Annotated in this window: 19 protein-coding genes and 1 tRNA gene; 11 read left to right on the forward strand and 9 right to left on the reverse strand. The window is 56.6% G+C overall.

The features are described from left to right. Nucleotides 1-302 precede the first annotated feature (302 nt). Nucleotides 303-539 (forward strand): HGGxSTG domain-containing protein, encoded by a 237-nt coding sequence (locus ACR0NJ_RS15305; RefSeq protein ID WP_480818000.1) that lies wholly within the window; start codon nt 303-305, stop codon nt 537-539. A gap of 58 nt (nt 540-597) precedes the next feature. Then, on the forward strand, nt 598-1,029 hold the full coding sequence (locus tag ACR0NJ_RS15310) for a hypothetical protein (protein ID WP_480818001.1): 432 nt from the start codon (nt 598-600) through the stop codon (nt 1,027-1,029). A gap of 110 nt (nt 1,030-1,139) precedes the next feature. On the opposite strand, the gene ACR0NJ_RS15315 is transcribed toward ACR0NJ_RS15310, so the two are convergent. Beyond that, a complete protein-coding gene (locus ACR0NJ_RS15315; protein ID WP_480818002.1) occupies nt 1,140-1,382 on the reverse strand; it encodes a hypothetical protein in 243 nt (80 codons plus the stop codon). Between the two features lie 276 nt (nt 1,383-1,658). Between ACR0NJ_RS15315 and ACR0NJ_RS15320 the strand changes: the two genes are divergently transcribed. Beyond that, nucleotides 1,659-2,645, forward strand: coding sequence for a hypothetical protein (locus ACR0NJ_RS15320; protein WP_480818003.1), 987 nt, complete (start codon nt 1,659-1,661; stop codon nt 2,643-2,645). A gap of 132 nt (nt 2,646-2,777) precedes the next feature. Here the strand turns inward: ACR0NJ_RS15320 and ACR0NJ_RS15325 are convergent, their stop codons facing one another. Both ACR0NJ_RS15325 and ACR0NJ_RS15330 read right to left on the reverse strand, forming a co-directional pair. After that, complete coding sequence (locus tag ACR0NJ_RS15325; RefSeq protein WP_480818004.1) at nt 2,778-3,395, reverse strand: hypothetical protein; 618 nt, start codon at nt 3,393-3,395, stop codon at nt 2,778-2,780. Next, entirely contained in the window at nt 3,392-3,553 is a 162-nt protein-coding gene (locus ACR0NJ_RS15330) for a hypothetical protein (RefSeq protein ID WP_480818005.1), read from the reverse strand. The genes ACR0NJ_RS15325 and ACR0NJ_RS15330 overlap by 4 nt, the downstream gene beginning before the upstream one ends. A gap of 159 nt (nt 3,554-3,712) precedes the next feature. Here ACR0NJ_RS15330 and ACR0NJ_RS15335 point away from each other — a divergent pair, with 159 nt between their 5' ends. From ACR0NJ_RS15335 to ACR0NJ_RS15345, 3 genes are read left to right on the forward strand one after another with little or no spacing between them, the layout of a single operon-like run. Beyond that, entirely contained in the window at nt 3,713-3,976 is a 264-nt protein-coding gene (locus tag ACR0NJ_RS15335; RefSeq protein WP_480818006.1) for a hypothetical protein, read from the forward strand. Further along, nucleotides 3,973-4,404: a hypothetical protein gene (locus tag ACR0NJ_RS15340; RefSeq protein WP_480818007.1), complete on the forward strand. Its 432-nt coding sequence runs from the start codon at nt 3,973-3,975 to the stop codon at nt 4,402-4,404. The genes ACR0NJ_RS15335 and ACR0NJ_RS15340 overlap by 4 nt, the downstream gene beginning before the upstream one ends. Nucleotides 4,405-4,462: 58 nt before the next feature. Next, a complete protein-coding gene (locus ACR0NJ_RS15345; RefSeq protein ID WP_480818008.1) occupies nt 4,463-4,960 on the forward strand; it encodes a hypothetical protein in 498 nt (165 codons plus the stop codon). A gap of 234 nt (nt 4,961-5,194) precedes the next feature. Here ACR0NJ_RS15345 and ACR0NJ_RS15350 read toward each other — a convergent pair whose 3' ends face one another. Both ACR0NJ_RS15350 and ACR0NJ_RS15355 read right to left on the reverse strand, forming a co-directional pair. Further along, nucleotides 5,195-6,064: a hypothetical protein gene (locus ACR0NJ_RS15350; protein WP_480818009.1), complete on the reverse strand. Its 870-nt coding sequence runs from the start codon at nt 6,062-6,064 to the stop codon at nt 5,195-5,197. Between the two features lie 208 nt (nt 6,065-6,272). Further along, nucleotides 6,273-6,348: transfer RNA gene (locus ACR0NJ_RS15355), tRNA-Thr, on the reverse strand. A gap of 209 nt (nt 6,349-6,557) precedes the next feature. Here ACR0NJ_RS15355 and ACR0NJ_RS15360 point away from each other — a divergent pair. Genes ACR0NJ_RS15360 through arsJ form a run of 3 tightly spaced genes read left to right on the forward strand, consistent with a single transcriptional unit; the run spans nt 6,558 to nt 9,648 of the window. Next, nucleotides 6,558-7,391 (forward strand): arsenate reductase/protein-tyrosine-phosphatase family protein, encoded by an 834-nt coding sequence (locus ACR0NJ_RS15360; protein ID WP_480818010.1) that lies wholly within the window; start codon nt 6,558-6,560, stop codon nt 7,389-7,391. Continuing rightward, nucleotides 7,388-8,386, forward strand: a complete 999-nt coding sequence (locus ACR0NJ_RS15365) for an ArsJ-associated glyceraldehyde-3-phosphate dehydrogenase (protein WP_480818011.1) — start codon at nt 7,388-7,390, stop codon at nt 8,384-8,386. The genes ACR0NJ_RS15360 and ACR0NJ_RS15365 overlap by 4 nt, the downstream gene beginning before the upstream one ends. Then, the gene (gene arsJ, locus ACR0NJ_RS15370; protein ID WP_480818012.1) at nt 8,383-9,648 is read left to right on the forward strand and encodes an organoarsenical effux MFS transporter ArsJ; all 1,266 of its coding nucleotides are present in this window, start codon (nt 8,383-8,385) and stop codon (nt 9,646-9,648) included. Before ACR0NJ_RS15365 ends, arsJ begins: the two co-directional genes overlap by 4 nt. 3 nt (nt 9,649-9,651) lie before the next feature. Here arsJ and ACR0NJ_RS15375 read toward each other — a convergent pair whose 3' ends face one another. The 3 genes from ACR0NJ_RS15375 to ACR0NJ_RS15385 form a co-directional block, all read right to left on the reverse strand. After that, nucleotides 9,652-10,569: an endonuclease/exonuclease/phosphatase family protein gene (locus tag ACR0NJ_RS15375; protein ID WP_480818013.1), complete on the reverse strand. Its 918-nt coding sequence runs from the start codon at nt 10,567-10,569 to the stop codon at nt 9,652-9,654. 116 nt (nt 10,570-10,685) lie between these two features. Continuing rightward, the gene (locus tag ACR0NJ_RS15380) at nt 10,686-11,708 is read right to left on the reverse strand and encodes an aspartate-semialdehyde dehydrogenase (RefSeq protein WP_480818014.1); all 1,023 of its coding nucleotides are present in this window, start codon (nt 11,706-11,708) and stop codon (nt 10,686-10,688) included. A 114-nt stretch (nt 11,709-11,822) separates the two neighbouring features. Next, nucleotides 11,823-12,860, reverse strand: coding sequence for a glycosyltransferase family 4 protein (locus tag ACR0NJ_RS15385; RefSeq protein WP_480818015.1), 1,038 nt, complete (start codon nt 12,858-12,860; stop codon nt 11,823-11,825). 182 nt (nt 12,861-13,042) lie between these two features. Between ACR0NJ_RS15385 and ACR0NJ_RS15390 the strand changes: the two genes are divergently transcribed. Beyond that, entirely contained in the window at nt 13,043-14,185 is a 1,143-nt protein-coding gene (locus tag ACR0NJ_RS15390) for a DUF3095 domain-containing protein (protein ID WP_480818016.1), read from the forward strand. Nucleotides 14,186-14,189: 4 nt separating this feature from the next. Here ACR0NJ_RS15390 and ACR0NJ_RS15395 read toward each other — a convergent pair whose 3' ends face one another. Next, nucleotides 14,190-14,960: an HpcH/HpaI aldolase family protein gene (locus ACR0NJ_RS15395; RefSeq protein WP_480818017.1), complete on the reverse strand. Its 771-nt coding sequence runs from the start codon at nt 14,958-14,960 to the stop codon at nt 14,190-14,192. A 204-nt stretch (nt 14,961-15,164) separates the two neighbouring features. Between ACR0NJ_RS15395 and hpaR the strand changes: the two genes are divergently transcribed. Further along, complete coding sequence (hpaR, locus tag ACR0NJ_RS15400; protein WP_480818018.1) at nt 15,165-15,599, forward strand: homoprotocatechuate degradation operon regulator HpaR; 435 nt, start codon at nt 15,165-15,167, stop codon at nt 15,597-15,599. Nucleotides 15,600-15,969 lie beyond the last annotated feature (370 nt).

The following is a 15,969-nucleotide window of genomic DNA, read 5'->3' on the forward strand; positions in this document are numbered from 1 at the left end:
ACAGGGGCAATCCCCGGCGCTGCAGCAGGCGTGTTCGCAGGGAATACTGCTACCAGCTTATTGTACCCATACCAGCAAGAATGAGGGTGCCCCCAACGAGTACAACGGGAAAGCCTATGAAAATAGCCATGTTCCCCTCGCCACGGTTCCAGTGTGCAAGTGCAGACTTGGCGCAGAATACCACGCAGTAGGCAATCAGAATGCCTGCGGCCACTTCTAAAGCTAACGGAGTTTCGGCTGGGGTCATGGCATCAATCTAAGTATCCCGGCACGCAACGTCCAGATTTCCAAAGAGGTTGGACATGAAAGCCAATATTTGCGGAGCCAAGACAAAGGACGGTGTGTGCATAGCCGTACCTCTCGCAGGCAAGGCCCGCTGCCGCCTGCATGGTGGTCTTTCAACCGGCGCAAAGACACCAGAGGGCCGTAAGCGTATCTCGGAGGCCAATATCGCCCTGTGGGCTGAGCGCAACCGTCTGCTTGAGTTAGCCCGAGAGGTGGAAGATGCGGCTACCGTTCATTCACGGGGATTGAGTTGAGATCAGTTTGGGCATTTGTTTGCACGGACTTCAATCAACCCAAGGACTCAGAGGCGCGATGGCTGACAAACCTGAAAGTGAAATTGAACTTGAATCTAGGAAAGCCATCAAGCTCGGTGAGCGCGACCCAAAAGATGCCTGGGACAAATTAGAGATCATATCTAAACTTGCTGTGCCTGTTCTAATTGGTGTGGCGGCTATTTGGTTCAATAATCAAATCAGCACCCGTCAGCAAACTGCTACGATGACGCAGATAGCTGTTGGAGTTGTAAGTGAAACTCCGGACTATAAGGCGGGCGAATCCAGAACTGATCCGCTAAGGGACTGGGCGATATCGGTATTGCAAAATCCCGGAACCGCGACCCCTCTGACAGAGGAAGCAGCTACCGCGTTGCGGAACAAGGGTTTGCCGGTTTTGAGTGTCTTTGGCACCTCTCACGGAGGTTCCGACGCGTTTGGTTCAGGTGCCATAACAACGAGGGACAACTAATCCTGTTGCCGCACCTTCATGCCTGAGTGGAAGCGCATCGACGCCAAGTATTGCAAGGAAGGCTGTCGCAAGATGGCGGCGCGGAAGCGGTGTCTAATGTTGTTCGAACGCTAATCGCACGAGAACTTGAGGTTGTAAAATCCGTCTCCCACTGACGTCGCGGTTTCAAACGTAGCGGGCCCACCGCACTGAACTTCAGCATTGGTTTGTTCTGCGTCGGTCGGTTTTGGCGTCTGAAGTCCTTTGATGATTGCGGTTTCTTCGCCAGCGTCAATGGCCGTGCCTTCAATGTCGGTCGGAGTGTCGCACGCTGCCAAGGCAATAATAAATGGAATTACGGCAAGACCTTTCATTTATCTCTCCATGCAAAAAATGTGAGTTCAATAAAGCACTTTGTGGCTTTACACAAAGAAAATGCCTCGCGCCGACGACGTTATCCAGGAAGCCAGAGCTTCACCCGCCAGGCACATCTAGGCGATTGGGACTGCAACCAAAGCCCAAACCTGTTAGGCCGACTCAACGGGCCGTGTATCAAGTCTGGGGGCTGGAAACGCGTATCTTCGGGTTTGCAATGTGAACCAGTATCCAGCAGGTTTTATCTCACTTGCGAATGATCTTGGGAACATCACATGAAGCCATTAACCGTTTTTGTCAGCCATTCTTGGGAGTGGGACGAGTTATATCGCGGTGTAATGGTTCAACTCCACAACTTACCTATAGAAATCAACGATAACTCGGTACCTAAGGACAAAGCGTTCGAGCTTTTAGAGGGAGCGCAAGCACGTGCTGAATTCGATACACTAATCGAAGAGCGAATTGACTATTTTAATCAAGAACTCACACCCCACGTGGAGCGCCAAAAGGAATTAGCCATGCGCGAACGCGATATTGATCGTTCGCTGCTACGGCTTCGAGAAGAGAAGAGCGTCGAACAGGTCTTGAAACAAGCAGTTGCTGCTATTGATCGCCTTAACATTGGCAAAGACAGAGGAGAAACCGATGGGCTCGAAACTGTCAGAATAAACTACACGCGTCCTAGCGCCGAAGGGAAAGCTGAACAGCTTGAGCGGGAAAGGCAAGCTATAGAAGAAGAGCAAATTGCGCTGCACGAGGTGATAGAGCGGACACAAAGAACTGTTGATGAGTTGACACAATACAAAAGGGATTTTGAGGTGGGGTTTTTAAATAGCTACACATTCCCTTTTGAGACTGGAAAATTTGGGCGCGGTGGAACTGGATCACTGCAACACCAGATTTTCAGTTCTTCGAAGAACTTAGTTGTTGCTTTAAGCAATCGCGTGTTGATGTCAGATTTGTTTATTGCGCTACCTCACCCAGAGCATAACTATCGAGACTGGTTAACTTTCGAACACAAGCAGGCAATAACCAGTGAGTCATACCGTATCGGTATCGGCCACCCTTCGCGTCGAGGCGTGAATGATAGCCTTCCTCATCATATCGCGCGCAACTACGACGAGTTTTTTGAATGGGGAGATGAAGCGCTGGGTGCATCCATAGCCGAATATTCAGAAAGGCGACACAAAGGTTGGGGTCATGCACTTAGAGACAAATGGGCCACCCTACTCGGCAAGCGGAGTGGTCGTCATCAGTTTTAACAACTTTGAAGCACCACGCGATATTCAGGGTTGCGACAACTACTCAACCGAAACCACCCCAACCCCATTGGCCGTGTCGCCTTCGTCCAGGAACTGCATTCCTTGAGCTTCGATGGAGGCGCGGATCGCACTTTATTTTTGGTGCTTGGTGCTTGCTTTAGCGACCGTATTTACTTTGCTGGGCCAAATCAGAACTTCTTGCTCTTCGCGTGAGTTTGAATAGAAGGCGATGTAGGACTTGGGCACTGTGACTTCGTGAATTTCCGTTTCGTCTTTGCTGTTCGCAAACCAAATCGCCACGTCCCTTGAAAGTGACCAAGATAACCCACTTGGATTACCTCCCCGGTACAGTGTTACTGGGTCAGATATGTCAACTGGAATTGGAAAATCAGCGTATTTGAGCAAGGCCTCTATCTCGTCTTCATGTAGTATTCTAAAGCAATGACTCTGGGTTAGCGCATCCTCAACAATGACCTGAATTGAGCTTTTTGGTGCCTGCAGCGATGCGAGATGCAGTGCGAATGGAAACCTTTGGAAATCATGAAGCTTGCATACAACAGAATGTGAGTCATCCCTGTTTCCGTTCATTGTTCCTTCAATGTCAGACAACAAAACCCATTCAGGTAGTCTTGGGACGCAACCTGATAGAACTCGTTCGCGTTCGTCTTCAACAGAAGCATTGTCGTGACCTGACATATACTGGAACGACACATGGCCCCCGGATCGTGTCGCGATACTGATTTCTTTCAAGTATCTCCCTCCACCTTCATTGCGACGCCCGGTCCGCCGGTAACTTCACCGCTCTCCAGAAATTCCACGCCGAGTGCCTCCAGCGCTTCACGAATTTGACCAATCGCTCTTTTTGCAGGGAAGGGTTTGCCTGTTCCTTCTGCCCTTTTGATGGTCATTGAGGACACTCCCACGGCCTCTGCAAGTTTAGCCTGTGACATATCCAGAAGTCCTCGCGCTGCTCTGATTTGACCCGAAATCGTTTTTTGCTCTTGTTCCAATTTAGAACATATCCTATGTTACTTTTTAGAACAATATCATCTTAGGAGGAAACAGCAATGCCAGAACAACGCGCCAGCGCGAACGGAGAAGGTACGTCTGGACCAATCTTCGACGTTCCCACGCAGACCGACACCTATGACAAGGCGCTCAAGATATTGGCGCTTGCTCGTACCGGTGTTGCCGCCTCCGACAGCGCAATGAACATCGACCTGACAATGAGGGGATACGGCGAGTTGCTTGAAGTGATTGGGCAGCTTGCATCCGACATCCTCGACATGGAGCCCGACTTCGAACCACCCGAAAAAGGAGAAATGCAATGAACGCCGAGACCACGGCAACTGACTTCGACGCAAACCCGAACTTCATTGTTGCAGATTTTTCGGACTTGATCACCTGCCAGCAGCGCGTGACCGCCTTTTGCCGATGGTTTGACCTGCCTGACCCAGGCCTGCGCTATGACGAAGACGGCGACATCCTGATTGACGATGTGTTTCTTCGTTGGTGCAAGGAAGAAGGTGTTTCCATCGACTGGTTGGGGTGCGGCGATCCGATGGGCATGGCGGCAGCGTTCCGCAAGTCTCATAAAAAGGAGCATCAGTTCTCAGAGAATCTGAAACTGCTCGACGACCAAGAAATCCGAGCAATCGAGATTGGTATGAAAGCCTACATCAAGGGTTTGGCTCCGATGGAGCAGACAATCAAGGCGGCAGAACAGGCATTGAAAGAAGTCAAAGAAGAGGCCTCGTAACCGGCAACACTTTCGGGCGCGGCATTTCCTGCGCCCGTTTTCATTTATGAGATTTGATATGAGTTATTACACCGTCAACCGGCATTGGTCGGACCAGTTCCTGCCTGAGATAAAACGTATCATCGGCAGCCACATCCTACAGGCCGCGCCTGACCCGCTGGACCACTGCCAAGCCACCGACCTTTTGATGCTGGACGCCAAAGACATGCGTATTGCAGCCAGGGTGAGACGTCACGGCTACGCCATCAGATACCCGCACCAGTTCACCATCAGGGCCAAGCTACCAACTGGCGCAGAGACGGAGCTATCCAAGATAGTGAACGGCCACGGAGACTGGATGTTCTACGGTCACGCAGGGCGGGATGGGCAGGTAATTGATAGCTGGTGGCTTATTGACCTGCGGGCGTTCAGAGCGGCGCTGATCCGGCACAGGACGACGGGCGCACATCTTATGATGGGCGACAAGCGCAACGCAGATGGGACGTGCTTCAAGTGGTTCGATATTAGGTCGTTTCCAAAGGAACCACCGTTGGTGGTGGCCAGTTCGGCAGTCTAATTGAAACTTGCTACGCTGCGCTTGGTTCAGCACACGTATCTGGAGTCCCAAGAGATTCACCCATTTTCAAAAGCTTCAGCCTACGAGCTGCTTCCTTCGCCGTGATCTTTCCTGCTCGGTGCGCCTTATGAATCTCGCGCGTCTGCTTCATTATTGAGAGCATACGCTTAGGTTCGCTTTCGGGTTGGTAGTCGGGCATTTCTTTGCGCCTAAAGTGCATTTAATCTCCGCCTCCTATCCTACTTGATCTCTAATATGGTCTATCAATGGTAAACTTGTAACCAAAATTCTGTCACCGTAGCTCCCAAAAAACGCGTAAGGGCGCGAACTGTCAATTGAAATAAAGCCAATAATTTCACCGGACTTCCCGCTAACCCCTTCAACTGGAATAATAAAAATTGATTTGTAGTCTACATTGGACTGAGTCGGACTTACAACACTTGACTTTCCAAACCAGCGAAGATTGTTGATTATCCTGGGTTCAGGACCGGCCTCACACGCCAAATGCCCAAACAATCGATCCAATTCACCAAAAGTACGAGGCTTTGGACGAGTGTTACCTGGATTGCGGTGTTTTATGGTCATTTTCGTACGGTGACTATCTTCATAGAGCACAAGTGAAACTGAGATATCACCCGCTTTTGAATCTGTAACCTGTCTGGAGTATCCCTCAATAATTCCTAGGCAAGCAGTTACACTTTCATCTTTGAAATGTCCTGGAGTAGCCGTTGAATCAACCGAAGCTAGTAGATCACCAATTCGAACCCAGATTTCTTCAGACGTTGCGTCTTGACGTTTTCTGCGCCTTTCTCTGATGCCACCCAGCCAATCCGCAAGAACCTGTAAGGCAAGCAGGACACACGCTGCAATGAGTGCTTGGTTTAAGTTTACTTTTTGATAAACGCCAAAAAGAATAGCCGGAGGAGCGACGGCAATAACTAGGCGCACACCCCAATGCACCGCGCCGACGAAGGAGAGTTTTGGAAGGGATAGTGAGTGCCATGTGGCTAGAGCGCTTTGTCCAATTTTGTGAAAAAAGCCAAAATCATCTGCCAACCATTTCGCAACTTTGGCTTCAAACATCGCAGCATTTTCTTTCGCCATTCAACGAGAACTTTCAAATTACTCTGAATCAATATCTTTGGTAGTTAACGGTAGTAGCTTAAGCTACTGGCAGGCAACACTCAGTTTGGATTTGCGCGGTCTCAGTCGATTCAAAGCCCAATAGCTTAATCAAGGTGGTTTGAAGGGTGGGTACGATTGTACCTCAATCCACTAAATATCTAATAATAAGTATAAAATTTGATTGCAGTGGTGCCGCTGAAGGGACTCGAACCCCCGACCCCATCATTACGAATGACGTGCTCTACCAGCTGAGCTACAGCGGCACCGTTTGTTACCCGAAGCTGGTGCTGACCGGGTGCGAAGGCTCGTTTAAACCTTCAATCCTGCGCCTGCAAGTCCGGATGCGCGCATTTGGCCACAATGCGCATCGCGGGCTTTCCGCTTTCTAGGCCCGAGCCTTGGTTTGTGAATTTTTTGTAACGGCGTCCGGGTCGAGTTGACTCAATTTTTATATTTCCGTATTTCATGAAATATGATAGAAGAAATCACCAACCAACTCGCCATCCTGGGGCATCCGCAGCGTATCACCGTGTTTCGCATGTTAATGCGACGGTTTCCTGACACTGTTCCGGCCGGAGAGCTGGCCTCGGAACTTGGGATCAAGCCCAGCACGATGTCCAATTATCTGAACGCGCTGCAGCGGTCGGGTTTGGTCAGTCAGACGCGGTCGGGGACGTCTCTGCTCTATTCGATTGAGATTAAAAACGTGCAGCAGATGCTCGACTTCCTGATCGTGGATTGCTGCCGGGGACGTCCTGATCTTTGCATGCCTTTTGACCAAGGGAAGGACATCATGACGGACCGGAAGTTCAATGTGCTGTTCATTTGCGTGGGCAACTCTGCCCGCTCGATTTTCGCCGAATCCCTGCTGCGGCAGATCGCGGGGGATCGGTTCAACGTGTATTCGGCGGGGACGATACCCTCTTCTGAACTGAACCCCTTTGCGCTGCAGGTGCTGCAGGACAAAGGGCACGATACCTCGGTCCTGCGCTCCAAGAACATTGCCGAGTTCTCGGGGCCGGATGCGCCCGATCTGGATTTCGTTTTCACCGTCTGCAACAGCGCCGCCAATGAGGACTGCCCCGCCTGGGAAGGTCAGCCGATCAGCGGTCATTGGGGCATGGTCGATCCGGTCAAGGCCACGGGGACGGATGCCGAAAAAAGCCTTGCGTTCCAGAACGCCTATGGCGCGTTGAAACGGCGGATCGAGGCGTTCACATCGCTGCCGGTCGAAAGCCTCGACCGGATCGCATTGCAAACTGCCGTGGACGACATCGGCAGAACATCTGATGAGGCTCTGACATGACAACTTACGCCGTCAACGGGCTGGGCCGGATGGGCAAGCTGGCCCTGAAACCGCTGCTGGAGAAGGGCGCAAAGATCGCCTGGATCAACGATGCGGTGGGCGATCCAGAGATGCACGCGCATCTGCTAGAATTCGACACGGTGCACGGGCGCTGGGATGCCACGTTTGAACATGACGCGGACAGCGTGACGATTGACGGCAAGCGCCTTCCCTTTATCGGCGCGCGGGACCTGTCCGATCTGCCGCTGGACGGGGTGGATGTGGTGATCGACTGCACCGGCGTGTTCAAGACTGAAGCCAAGCTGGCCCCCTATTTCGAGGCCGGTGTAAAAAAGGTCGTCGTGTCGGCCCCGGTCAAAGATGGCCCGACCACCAATATCGTGATGGGCGTGAATGAAGCCACCTATGACCCTTCTGCCCATCACATCGTCACGGCAGCGTCCTGCACTACGAACTGTCTGGCCCCGGTGGTCAAGGTGATCCATGAGAATCTGGGCATCCGCCATGGTTCGATGACCACGATCCATGACGTGACCAACACGCAAACCATCGTGGACCGCCCGGCCAAGGACCTGCGCCGCGCACGCTCGGCTTTGAATTCGCTGATCCCGACCACGACCGGCTCGGCCACGGCGATCACGTTGATTTACCCCGAACTCAAAGGCCGGTTGAACGGCCACGCGGTGCGGGTGCCGCTGCTGAACGCCTCGCTGACCGATTGTGTGTTCGAGGTGGAACGCGACACCACGGCTGACGAGGTTAACAGCTATTTCAAAGACGCCGCCGAGGGCGAGTTGAAGGGCATTCTGGGCTATGAGACCCGCCCTCTGGTCTCGACCGATTACACCAATGACGCACGGTCCTCGATCGTCGATGCACCGTCGACAATGGTGGTGAACGGGACGCAGGTGAAGATTTACGCGTGGTACGACAACGAGATGGGCTATGCCCACCGGCTGGTCGACGTCGCGCTGATGGTTGGACAATCGCTGTGACGGACCGGCCCGAGGGCCTGGCGGCCTATATCGCGGTCACGGCGGCCTATTGGGCCTTCATGCTGACCGACGGAGCCCTGCGGATGCTGGTGCTGTTGCACTTTCATACGATGGGCTTTTCGCCGGTGCAGTTGGCCTATCTGTTCGTTCTCTATGAGATCGCCGGGATGGGCACTAATCTGGCCGCCGGGTGGATTGCGGCGCGGTTCGGGTTGACCTCGACCCTTTATGTCGGGCTTGGGCTGCAGGTCGGGGCGTTGCTGGTTCTTACACAACTAGACCCTAACTGGGCGATTCCGGCCAAAGTGGTCTTTGTGATGATCGTGCAGGGGGCCAGCGGGGTGGCCAAGGACCTGGCCAAGATGTCGTCGAAATCCGCCGTGAAACTGCTTGCCCCCACCACGGGCGGCGGGCTGTTTCGCTGGGTCGCCCTGCTGACCGGGTCGAAGAACGCGGTGAAAGGGCTTGGCTTTCTGCTGGGGGCCGGGCTTCTGGCGACGCTGGGTTTTGTCTGGGCAACGCTGGCCATGGCCATCGTGCTGGCGATCATTCTAGTGGCTGTTTTCCTGCTGATGCCGCCCGGTCTGCCCAAAGGCCGCAAGGGTGCCAAGTTTTCCGAGGTGTTTTCCAAATCCGCCAACGTGAACTGGCTGTCAGCGGCGCGCGTCTTCCTGTTCGGCGCGCGGGATGTGTGGTTTGTCGTGGGCATCCCGATCTATTTCTACGCGGTCCTGTCGGATGGCACCGAGGAAGGCAACCGGGCGGCGTTTTTCCTGATCGGCACATTCATGGCGGTCTGGGTAATCCTCTATGGCGCAGTGCAGGCCAGCGCGCCGAAAATCCTGCGCGCCTCGGACCGGGCCGAGGGCGACCTGATCCGCGCGGCGCGTAGCTGGGCGGCTGCGCTGTTCTGCGTACCTGCGGCTCTGACATTGGCGGTTTTGATCTCAAACGGCCCCGAGACATGGCTGACCGTCACGCTGGTTCTGGGCCTGCTGGTGTTCGGCGCGATCTTTGCGGTCAATTCCGCGCTGCATTCCTATCTGATCCTTGCCTTCACCAAATCCGAACGGGTCACGATGGATGTGGGCTTTTACTACATGGCCAACGCGACGGGGCGGCTGGTTGGCACCGTCCTGTCGGGCCTGACCTATCAGCTTGGCGGGCTGGCGCTGGTGCTGGGCACGGCGGCTGTCATGGTCGCGCTGGCGGCGCTGACTTCGGGCAAACTGACCGACCAGACAAACCGAGCCTATACATGAGCCTTATGGCAGGCTGATACGCGCTACGATGCCCAGATGATCCGAACCCATGAACGGGCGCAGCTCGGTCGTGCCGGTTGTGCCCTTGGGCAGCAGAAGGTTGTCGATGGGCATCGGCATCATCCAACTGCCCAGATTATGGGTGTTCAGGACCGAGCCAAAAACGTGATTGCCCGCCGCCAGCCCGATGCGACGCACGCTGGCCCCCCACGACGCCATGTTGAAATCCCCGGCGATCACGACCGGGCCCTGCAACTGCTCAATGCGTTCGGCGATACGTTTGCTCTGTTCAAACTGATTGTAAGGATAGGGCCAGCGCAGGTGAACCGAGACGATCCAGACCGCCTCCCCCTTCGGGGTGATCAACTGAGCGCCGACCAACCCGTCGCCCGGCACACAGAACTCGGACCCTTCAACAACAGGCAGCATCGTCAGAATCGCCACGTTCTGTTCAGGCCGGAACTCGCACATCGCCGAGTTCGGGTAATGTGCGAACACATTGCTCATGTATTTCTGATTGTGGCGCGAGACCTCTTGCAGCGTCACGATATCCGCGTTTGAAAGCAGGATGTCATCCGCCAGCCCATAGCGCGGCCAGGCTTGTGACATCAGGTTTTTCTGATAAAGGGTCAGGCACCCGTCCTCGCACTCCTTCGGGGCCGGAACCAGCCCCGCCGCAACCGAGCCTACCGCAACCAGCGCAAAGACCAGTGAAGCCAGCGCGTAGCCCCAGGCACGCGCCACCAGCAGGATCAGGCCGAACAAAAGCAACAACAACCCGACCTGGGGCCGTAGCAGGGCGATGGAATCTCCGGCCGCAAAGAAGTGACCGGTGAACCCAAGGATCACCAAGCCCATCAAAAGGGTCGCGCAAACCAGAATCGAGGTTCGCACAAGCCCGCTGCCGGTCAGGTAACGCACGCTCTGCCTCTGTTCCTGTTTGGGGCGCATAATGTGAAATTAGGTGCAGCCCCGCAAGATACAAGAAAGGGCCGCCTCTTCCGAAACGGCCCCCTTAGAATTCACCGCAAGGCCGATCAGCCCTTCTTCAGAACCTCGCGGCCCAGAAGCTCGGCGATCTGTACCGCGTTCAACGCCGCACCCTTGCGCAGGTTGTCGCTGACGCACCACAGGTTCAGACCGTTTTCGAGGGTCGAATCCTGACGGATGCGGCTGATGAAGGTGGCGAAATCGCCGACACATTCAACGGGCGTCACGTAGCCACCGGCCTCGCGCTTGTCGATCACCATGATACCGGGGCTTTCGCGCAGGATATCGCGGGCTTCGTCTTCGTCGAGGAACTCTTCGAATTCGATATTCACAGCCTCGGAATGGCCGACGAAGACCGGAACGCGGACGCAGGTGGCCGTGACCTTGATCGACGGATCGACGATCTTCTTGGTCTCGGCAACCATTTTCCACTCTTCCTTAGTCGAACCGTCTTCCATGAAGACGTCGATATGCGGAATGACGTTAAAGGCGATCTGCTTCTGGAACTTCTTCGGCTCAACCTCGTTGATCGGGTTGTAGACGGCCTTGGTCTGATCCCAAAGCTCGTCCATGCCGTCTTTGCCCGCGCCCGACACCGACTGATAGGTCGAGACAACAACGCGCTTGATCTTTGCCCGGTCATGCAGCGGCTTCAGCGCCACCACCATCTGCGCGGTCGAGCAGTTGGGGTTGGCGATGATGTTCTTGTTCTTATAGTCGTGGATCGCCTGCGGATTGCACTCGGGCACGATCAGCGGGATATCCGGGTCATAACGATAGAGCGACGAGTTGTCGATCACCACGCAGCCCGCGGCTGCCGCCTTGGGCGCGTAATCCTTGGTCGCGGCGGACCCCACGGCAAACAGCGCCATGTCCCACCCGGTGAAATCGAAGGTGGCCAGGTCCTGGGTTGTCAGTGTCTTGTCCCCAAAGCTGACTTCTGTGCCCAGCGAACGGCGGCTTGCCAGCACGGCAAGTTCGTCCACGGGGAACTGGCGTTCCGCCAGAATGTTCAGCATTTCGCGGCCCACGTTACCCGTGGCGCCGACGACAACGACGCGATAGCCCATTTCCTAGTCTCCTGAATAAAGGACGCGCGTTCATAGCCGCGTTGCAGAAAAGAAAAAAGAGGGGTTTCGGTTTATTTCGCGCCGTCACACCGATTTGACACGGTTCAATACCGTTCAGGGCTGTTTCAGTAAGGATCGGTAAACGCCGACAATGGCCTGCGCCTCGCCTTCGATTCGAAAATTCCGCTCCACATGGGCGCGGGCGGTTTGCCCGGCGGCGGCAAGCGCAGCGCGGTCCTGCAGCATGTCGTCCAGCGCTTCGGCCAGCGCGGCGGCGTTGTCTTTTTCGACCAGTCGCCCGGTTTCCCCGTCCCTGATCTGCGCACTGAACGCCCCGACCCCGTGGCAGGCAATGGCCGGCACGCCCGAGGCCATCGCCTCGAGCGGGGTCAGGCCAAAGCCTTCGTGCCGCGCCGGGGCGACGAACAGGTCGAGCGCGCGATAGGTCTCGACGATTTCCTCCCACGGGCGCTCGCCAAGGAACTGCACCCGATCCGCCAAACCGGCCTCTTGCAGTTTCTGTTCCTGCTCGCGTTGGAAGGCTTCGAACTCAGAGGTCGCGCGACCGGTAAAGATGATGCTGGTGTCGGGATGCGCGGGCAGCACCTTGATCGCGGCCTCGACCAGCAGATCGACGCCTTTCTGGGGACGGATGCGGCCAAAACAGCCGATCAGCGTGCTGCCGGGCAGACCCAGCTTTTGCCTCAGCGCAGGCTTGTCGTCGGCAGGATGAAACAGCTCGGTGTTGACCCCATGCATGATGACGGTCGAGGGATGTTCAAGGAACGAAGCCGCCTGCGGTGTCGTAGCGATCAGCGCGTCCATCTGCGCGATCAGCCATTTCGTAAACCCCGAATGATCCCGCTGCGCGGCCGAGGTGAACAGAAGCTTGAAGTTCCGCCGCAGAATCTTGCGCAGAAACAACCCCATCAGCATCTCGGTATTGCGGCGCGCATGCCAGACGCGCAGGGTGCGGTTCGGCAGAAACGGTACCCGGATCAGCGGGATATGCGGCAGATCGTCGGGCAGGCCGGGGCCGGTGGCCACGATCCCGATCATGGTCTTCTGAATCGGCAACAGGCGGATGACCGTTGTGGTCACGCCGGACAGGCTGTGTTTCAGGTTGGGTGCGATCACCTCGATCTCTGGCACGGCGCTCTCCGTTGTCCAAGTCAGTCCACGCTGTTCGGGCTGAATAGATAGATCACCCGGTCGATGGCAAGGGCGCAAGCCGAATATCACCCGGCACAGCGCGATGCACAAGCGCGTGTGGATCGTTGCAGAGCGCGACATTTGAACTATCGTCTTACCAAAGAGATTTTTTGAGAGAGATAATGAAAGACCTTCATTCCGGGTTTTATGAAAACCTGCCTTTGCTGACCGAATTTAACCGGCTGGCAAATCCGGCGGAATTTGCCGCCGTGCCGGATGACTGGCTGCTGGGCGTGGCCGATATCGTCGATTCCACCAGCCAGATCGCGCAGGGCCGCTACAAGACCGTGAACACGGTGGGCGCGGCAGTGATTTCCGCCATGATCAACACGCTGGACGGCAGGCTGTTTCCTTATGTGTTCGGCGGCGACGGGGCGGGCTTTGCCGTACCCCCAAGCGCCGCCGATGCCGCCCGCACAACGCTCGCGGATTTGCGCCGCTGGGCAGAGGAGGAATTCGCGATGCCCCTGCGCGCCGCTTTGGTTCCGGTGGCCGAGATTCGCAAGGCCGACAAGGATTTGCGCGTTGCGCGCTATGCCCCCTCGACCGGCGTGGACTATGCGATGTTCTCGGGCGGCGGCCTTGCCTGGGCCGAGGCGCAGATGAAGGCTGGCACGTTCGAGGTGCCCGCCTCGGACCCCGGCGCACAGCCGGATCTGACCGGCCTGTCCTGCCGCTGGTCCAACAGCAAGGCGCAGCATGGCCGGATCGTGTCGGTCGTGGTGCAGCCCACATCGACCGCCACCGAAAGCGACTTTGCCGATCTGGCGCAATCGGTCCTGTCCGCCTCAGACGGGCTCGACCGGGCGGGTCATCCGGTGCCCGATAACGGCCCGCCGATGAACTGGCCGCCGCCGGGGCTGGGCATCGACGCCCATGTCTCGCGCACGGGGCGCAGCCTGTGGCTGCAAAAGCTGCTGCTTCTGGGCCAGAACCTGCTGATCGCGCTGCTGTTTAAAACCGGCAAACGTCTAGGACAGTTCGAACCGGAACACTACAGGCGTATGGTCAGCCGCAACGCCGATTTCCGAAAATTCGACGACGGGCTGAAAATGACGCTGGATTGCGATCCGGCGACCCAGTCCCAGATCGAACAGCTTCTGGAGCAGGCCCGCACGCGCGGTAAAATCCGCTACGGCCTGCATGCGCAGGACGAGGCAATGATGACCTGCTTCGTCCCGTCGGCCACGCGGGACGACCATGTGCATTTCGTCGATGGGGCTTCCGGTGGCTACGCGCAGGCAGCAGCCGCCATGCGCGGTTGAGGGGCTATGCCTCTTTCCACTTGGTCGATAGCGCGCGCGCTGCATTGACCAGCACCATCACATCAATGCCGACCGCCATAAACTGCGCGTTCATGTCCAGATAGGCCTCGATCGCTTCGTCACTTGTGCCCAGAATGCCCGGCGCCTTGCCCGCCGCGCGGATCCGGGCCAGCGCGTCGGCGATCACGCGGCGCACCTCTGGTGCGGCGCTGTTGCCCTGATAACCCATATCGGTGGACAGGTCCGCAGGCCCGATAAAGACGCCATCAACGCCTTCGACACGCAGAATGTCGTCCAGCGCAGCGATCCCGGCGCGGTTTTCGACCTGAACCAACAGGCAGATTTCCTGATACGCAGTCTGGATATACTCGCCCACCGTTCCGTATGTGGTGGCCCGCGATGCAGCCGCACCAACCCCGCGAACGCCCTCGGGCGGGTAGCGGCAAGCGCGAACAAGCTCGCGCGCCTGTTCTGCGGTTTCGACCATGGGCACCAGGATGGTCTGCGCCCCGGCGTCCAGCACCATCTTGATCAGCCAGGTCTCACCCACCGGAACCCGCACCACCGGATGAGACGGGCTGTTCGCCAGCGCCATCAACTGATCCCGGATCGAGCGGATGTCGTTCGGCGCGTGTTCGCCATCGATCACCAGCCAGTCGAACCCGGCGGTGCCCATGACCTCGGCCGTGACCGCCTCGGCAAAACTCATCCAGCAGCCGATCTGCCGTTTGCCCTGTTTCAGAGCCTGTTTGAACGTGTTTGTCGGGGCGGCCATCGGCGGTCTCCTGTACTGATGCATCTGCGGGCGGACGATATCGGGTTCTGCGGCCACCAGTGATAGGTAAACCGCTGGCAAGGTCAATTCCGATTGTTCCGACACCTCTGCAAGTCCGGTTTCCAACATGTAACAAACCGGCGTCACCGATAAACTATCCGTGCGTTTGCTTGCACAAAACCTTGTTTTGAGCGAAAATTCCTCATGTCTAAGGACCTTCCCCTGACGTCGCGATCTTTACCCATTGCGCTGTTAAGGGCGCGGGAAAAGGTTATGGGACCCATACGTGCGCTGCTTGCGGACGCCGGTGTGACCGAGCAGCAGTGGCGTGTTTTGCGTGTGTTGAACGAAGAAGGCCCCCAGGAACCCACCCATATCGCCCAACGCGCTTGCCTGCTGTTGCCAAGCCTGACGCGCATTTTGCAGAAGCTGGAACATAAGGGGTTGATCGCGCGCAAATTGCACCCGGCGGACCGGCGGCGGCAGATCGTGGAAATCAACCAGCAAGGCGTGCAGATCATCCATGACAATCTGGCCGTCAGCGTCGCGCAGGCGGAGCGGATCAAGACCCGTCTGGGGTCCAAGAAGCATGAACTTCTTTTGGACCTTCTGAATGAGCTGAGCGAGAACGAGAGTTAACCCCAGTTGCATGACCGCCTTTTGCGCAGGGTCCCGCCGGAGCGTTCGGGGGGAACCCCCGGCGGGATGGCCAGACTGAAGACTGGATTAGGTGCCTGGCCCGGGGCCGGTTGCGCCTCGTCTTGTCAGACGGTCCGACCCGCGCTTCGGAGCGCTGCGGAACCCGAAATTGGGTTCGGTCTCAGGGCTGGAAGGGTTCAAGGGGGATGGACCCTTCCGCCTGCGCTCTCCGAACTTGTGCGACCCGTTTCCCAACCGGTTTGTGCCTGAAAAGGCCGGGTTTGGGTCTATTACGTCTTGACGTTCTCTTCGGGCATTCTGCCGCGCCGAGGGGGTGTTTTCGGCCCAATTCACCGCGTTGCGCGGCGGG

The organism is Ruegeria sp. F11 (assembly GCF_056533855.1).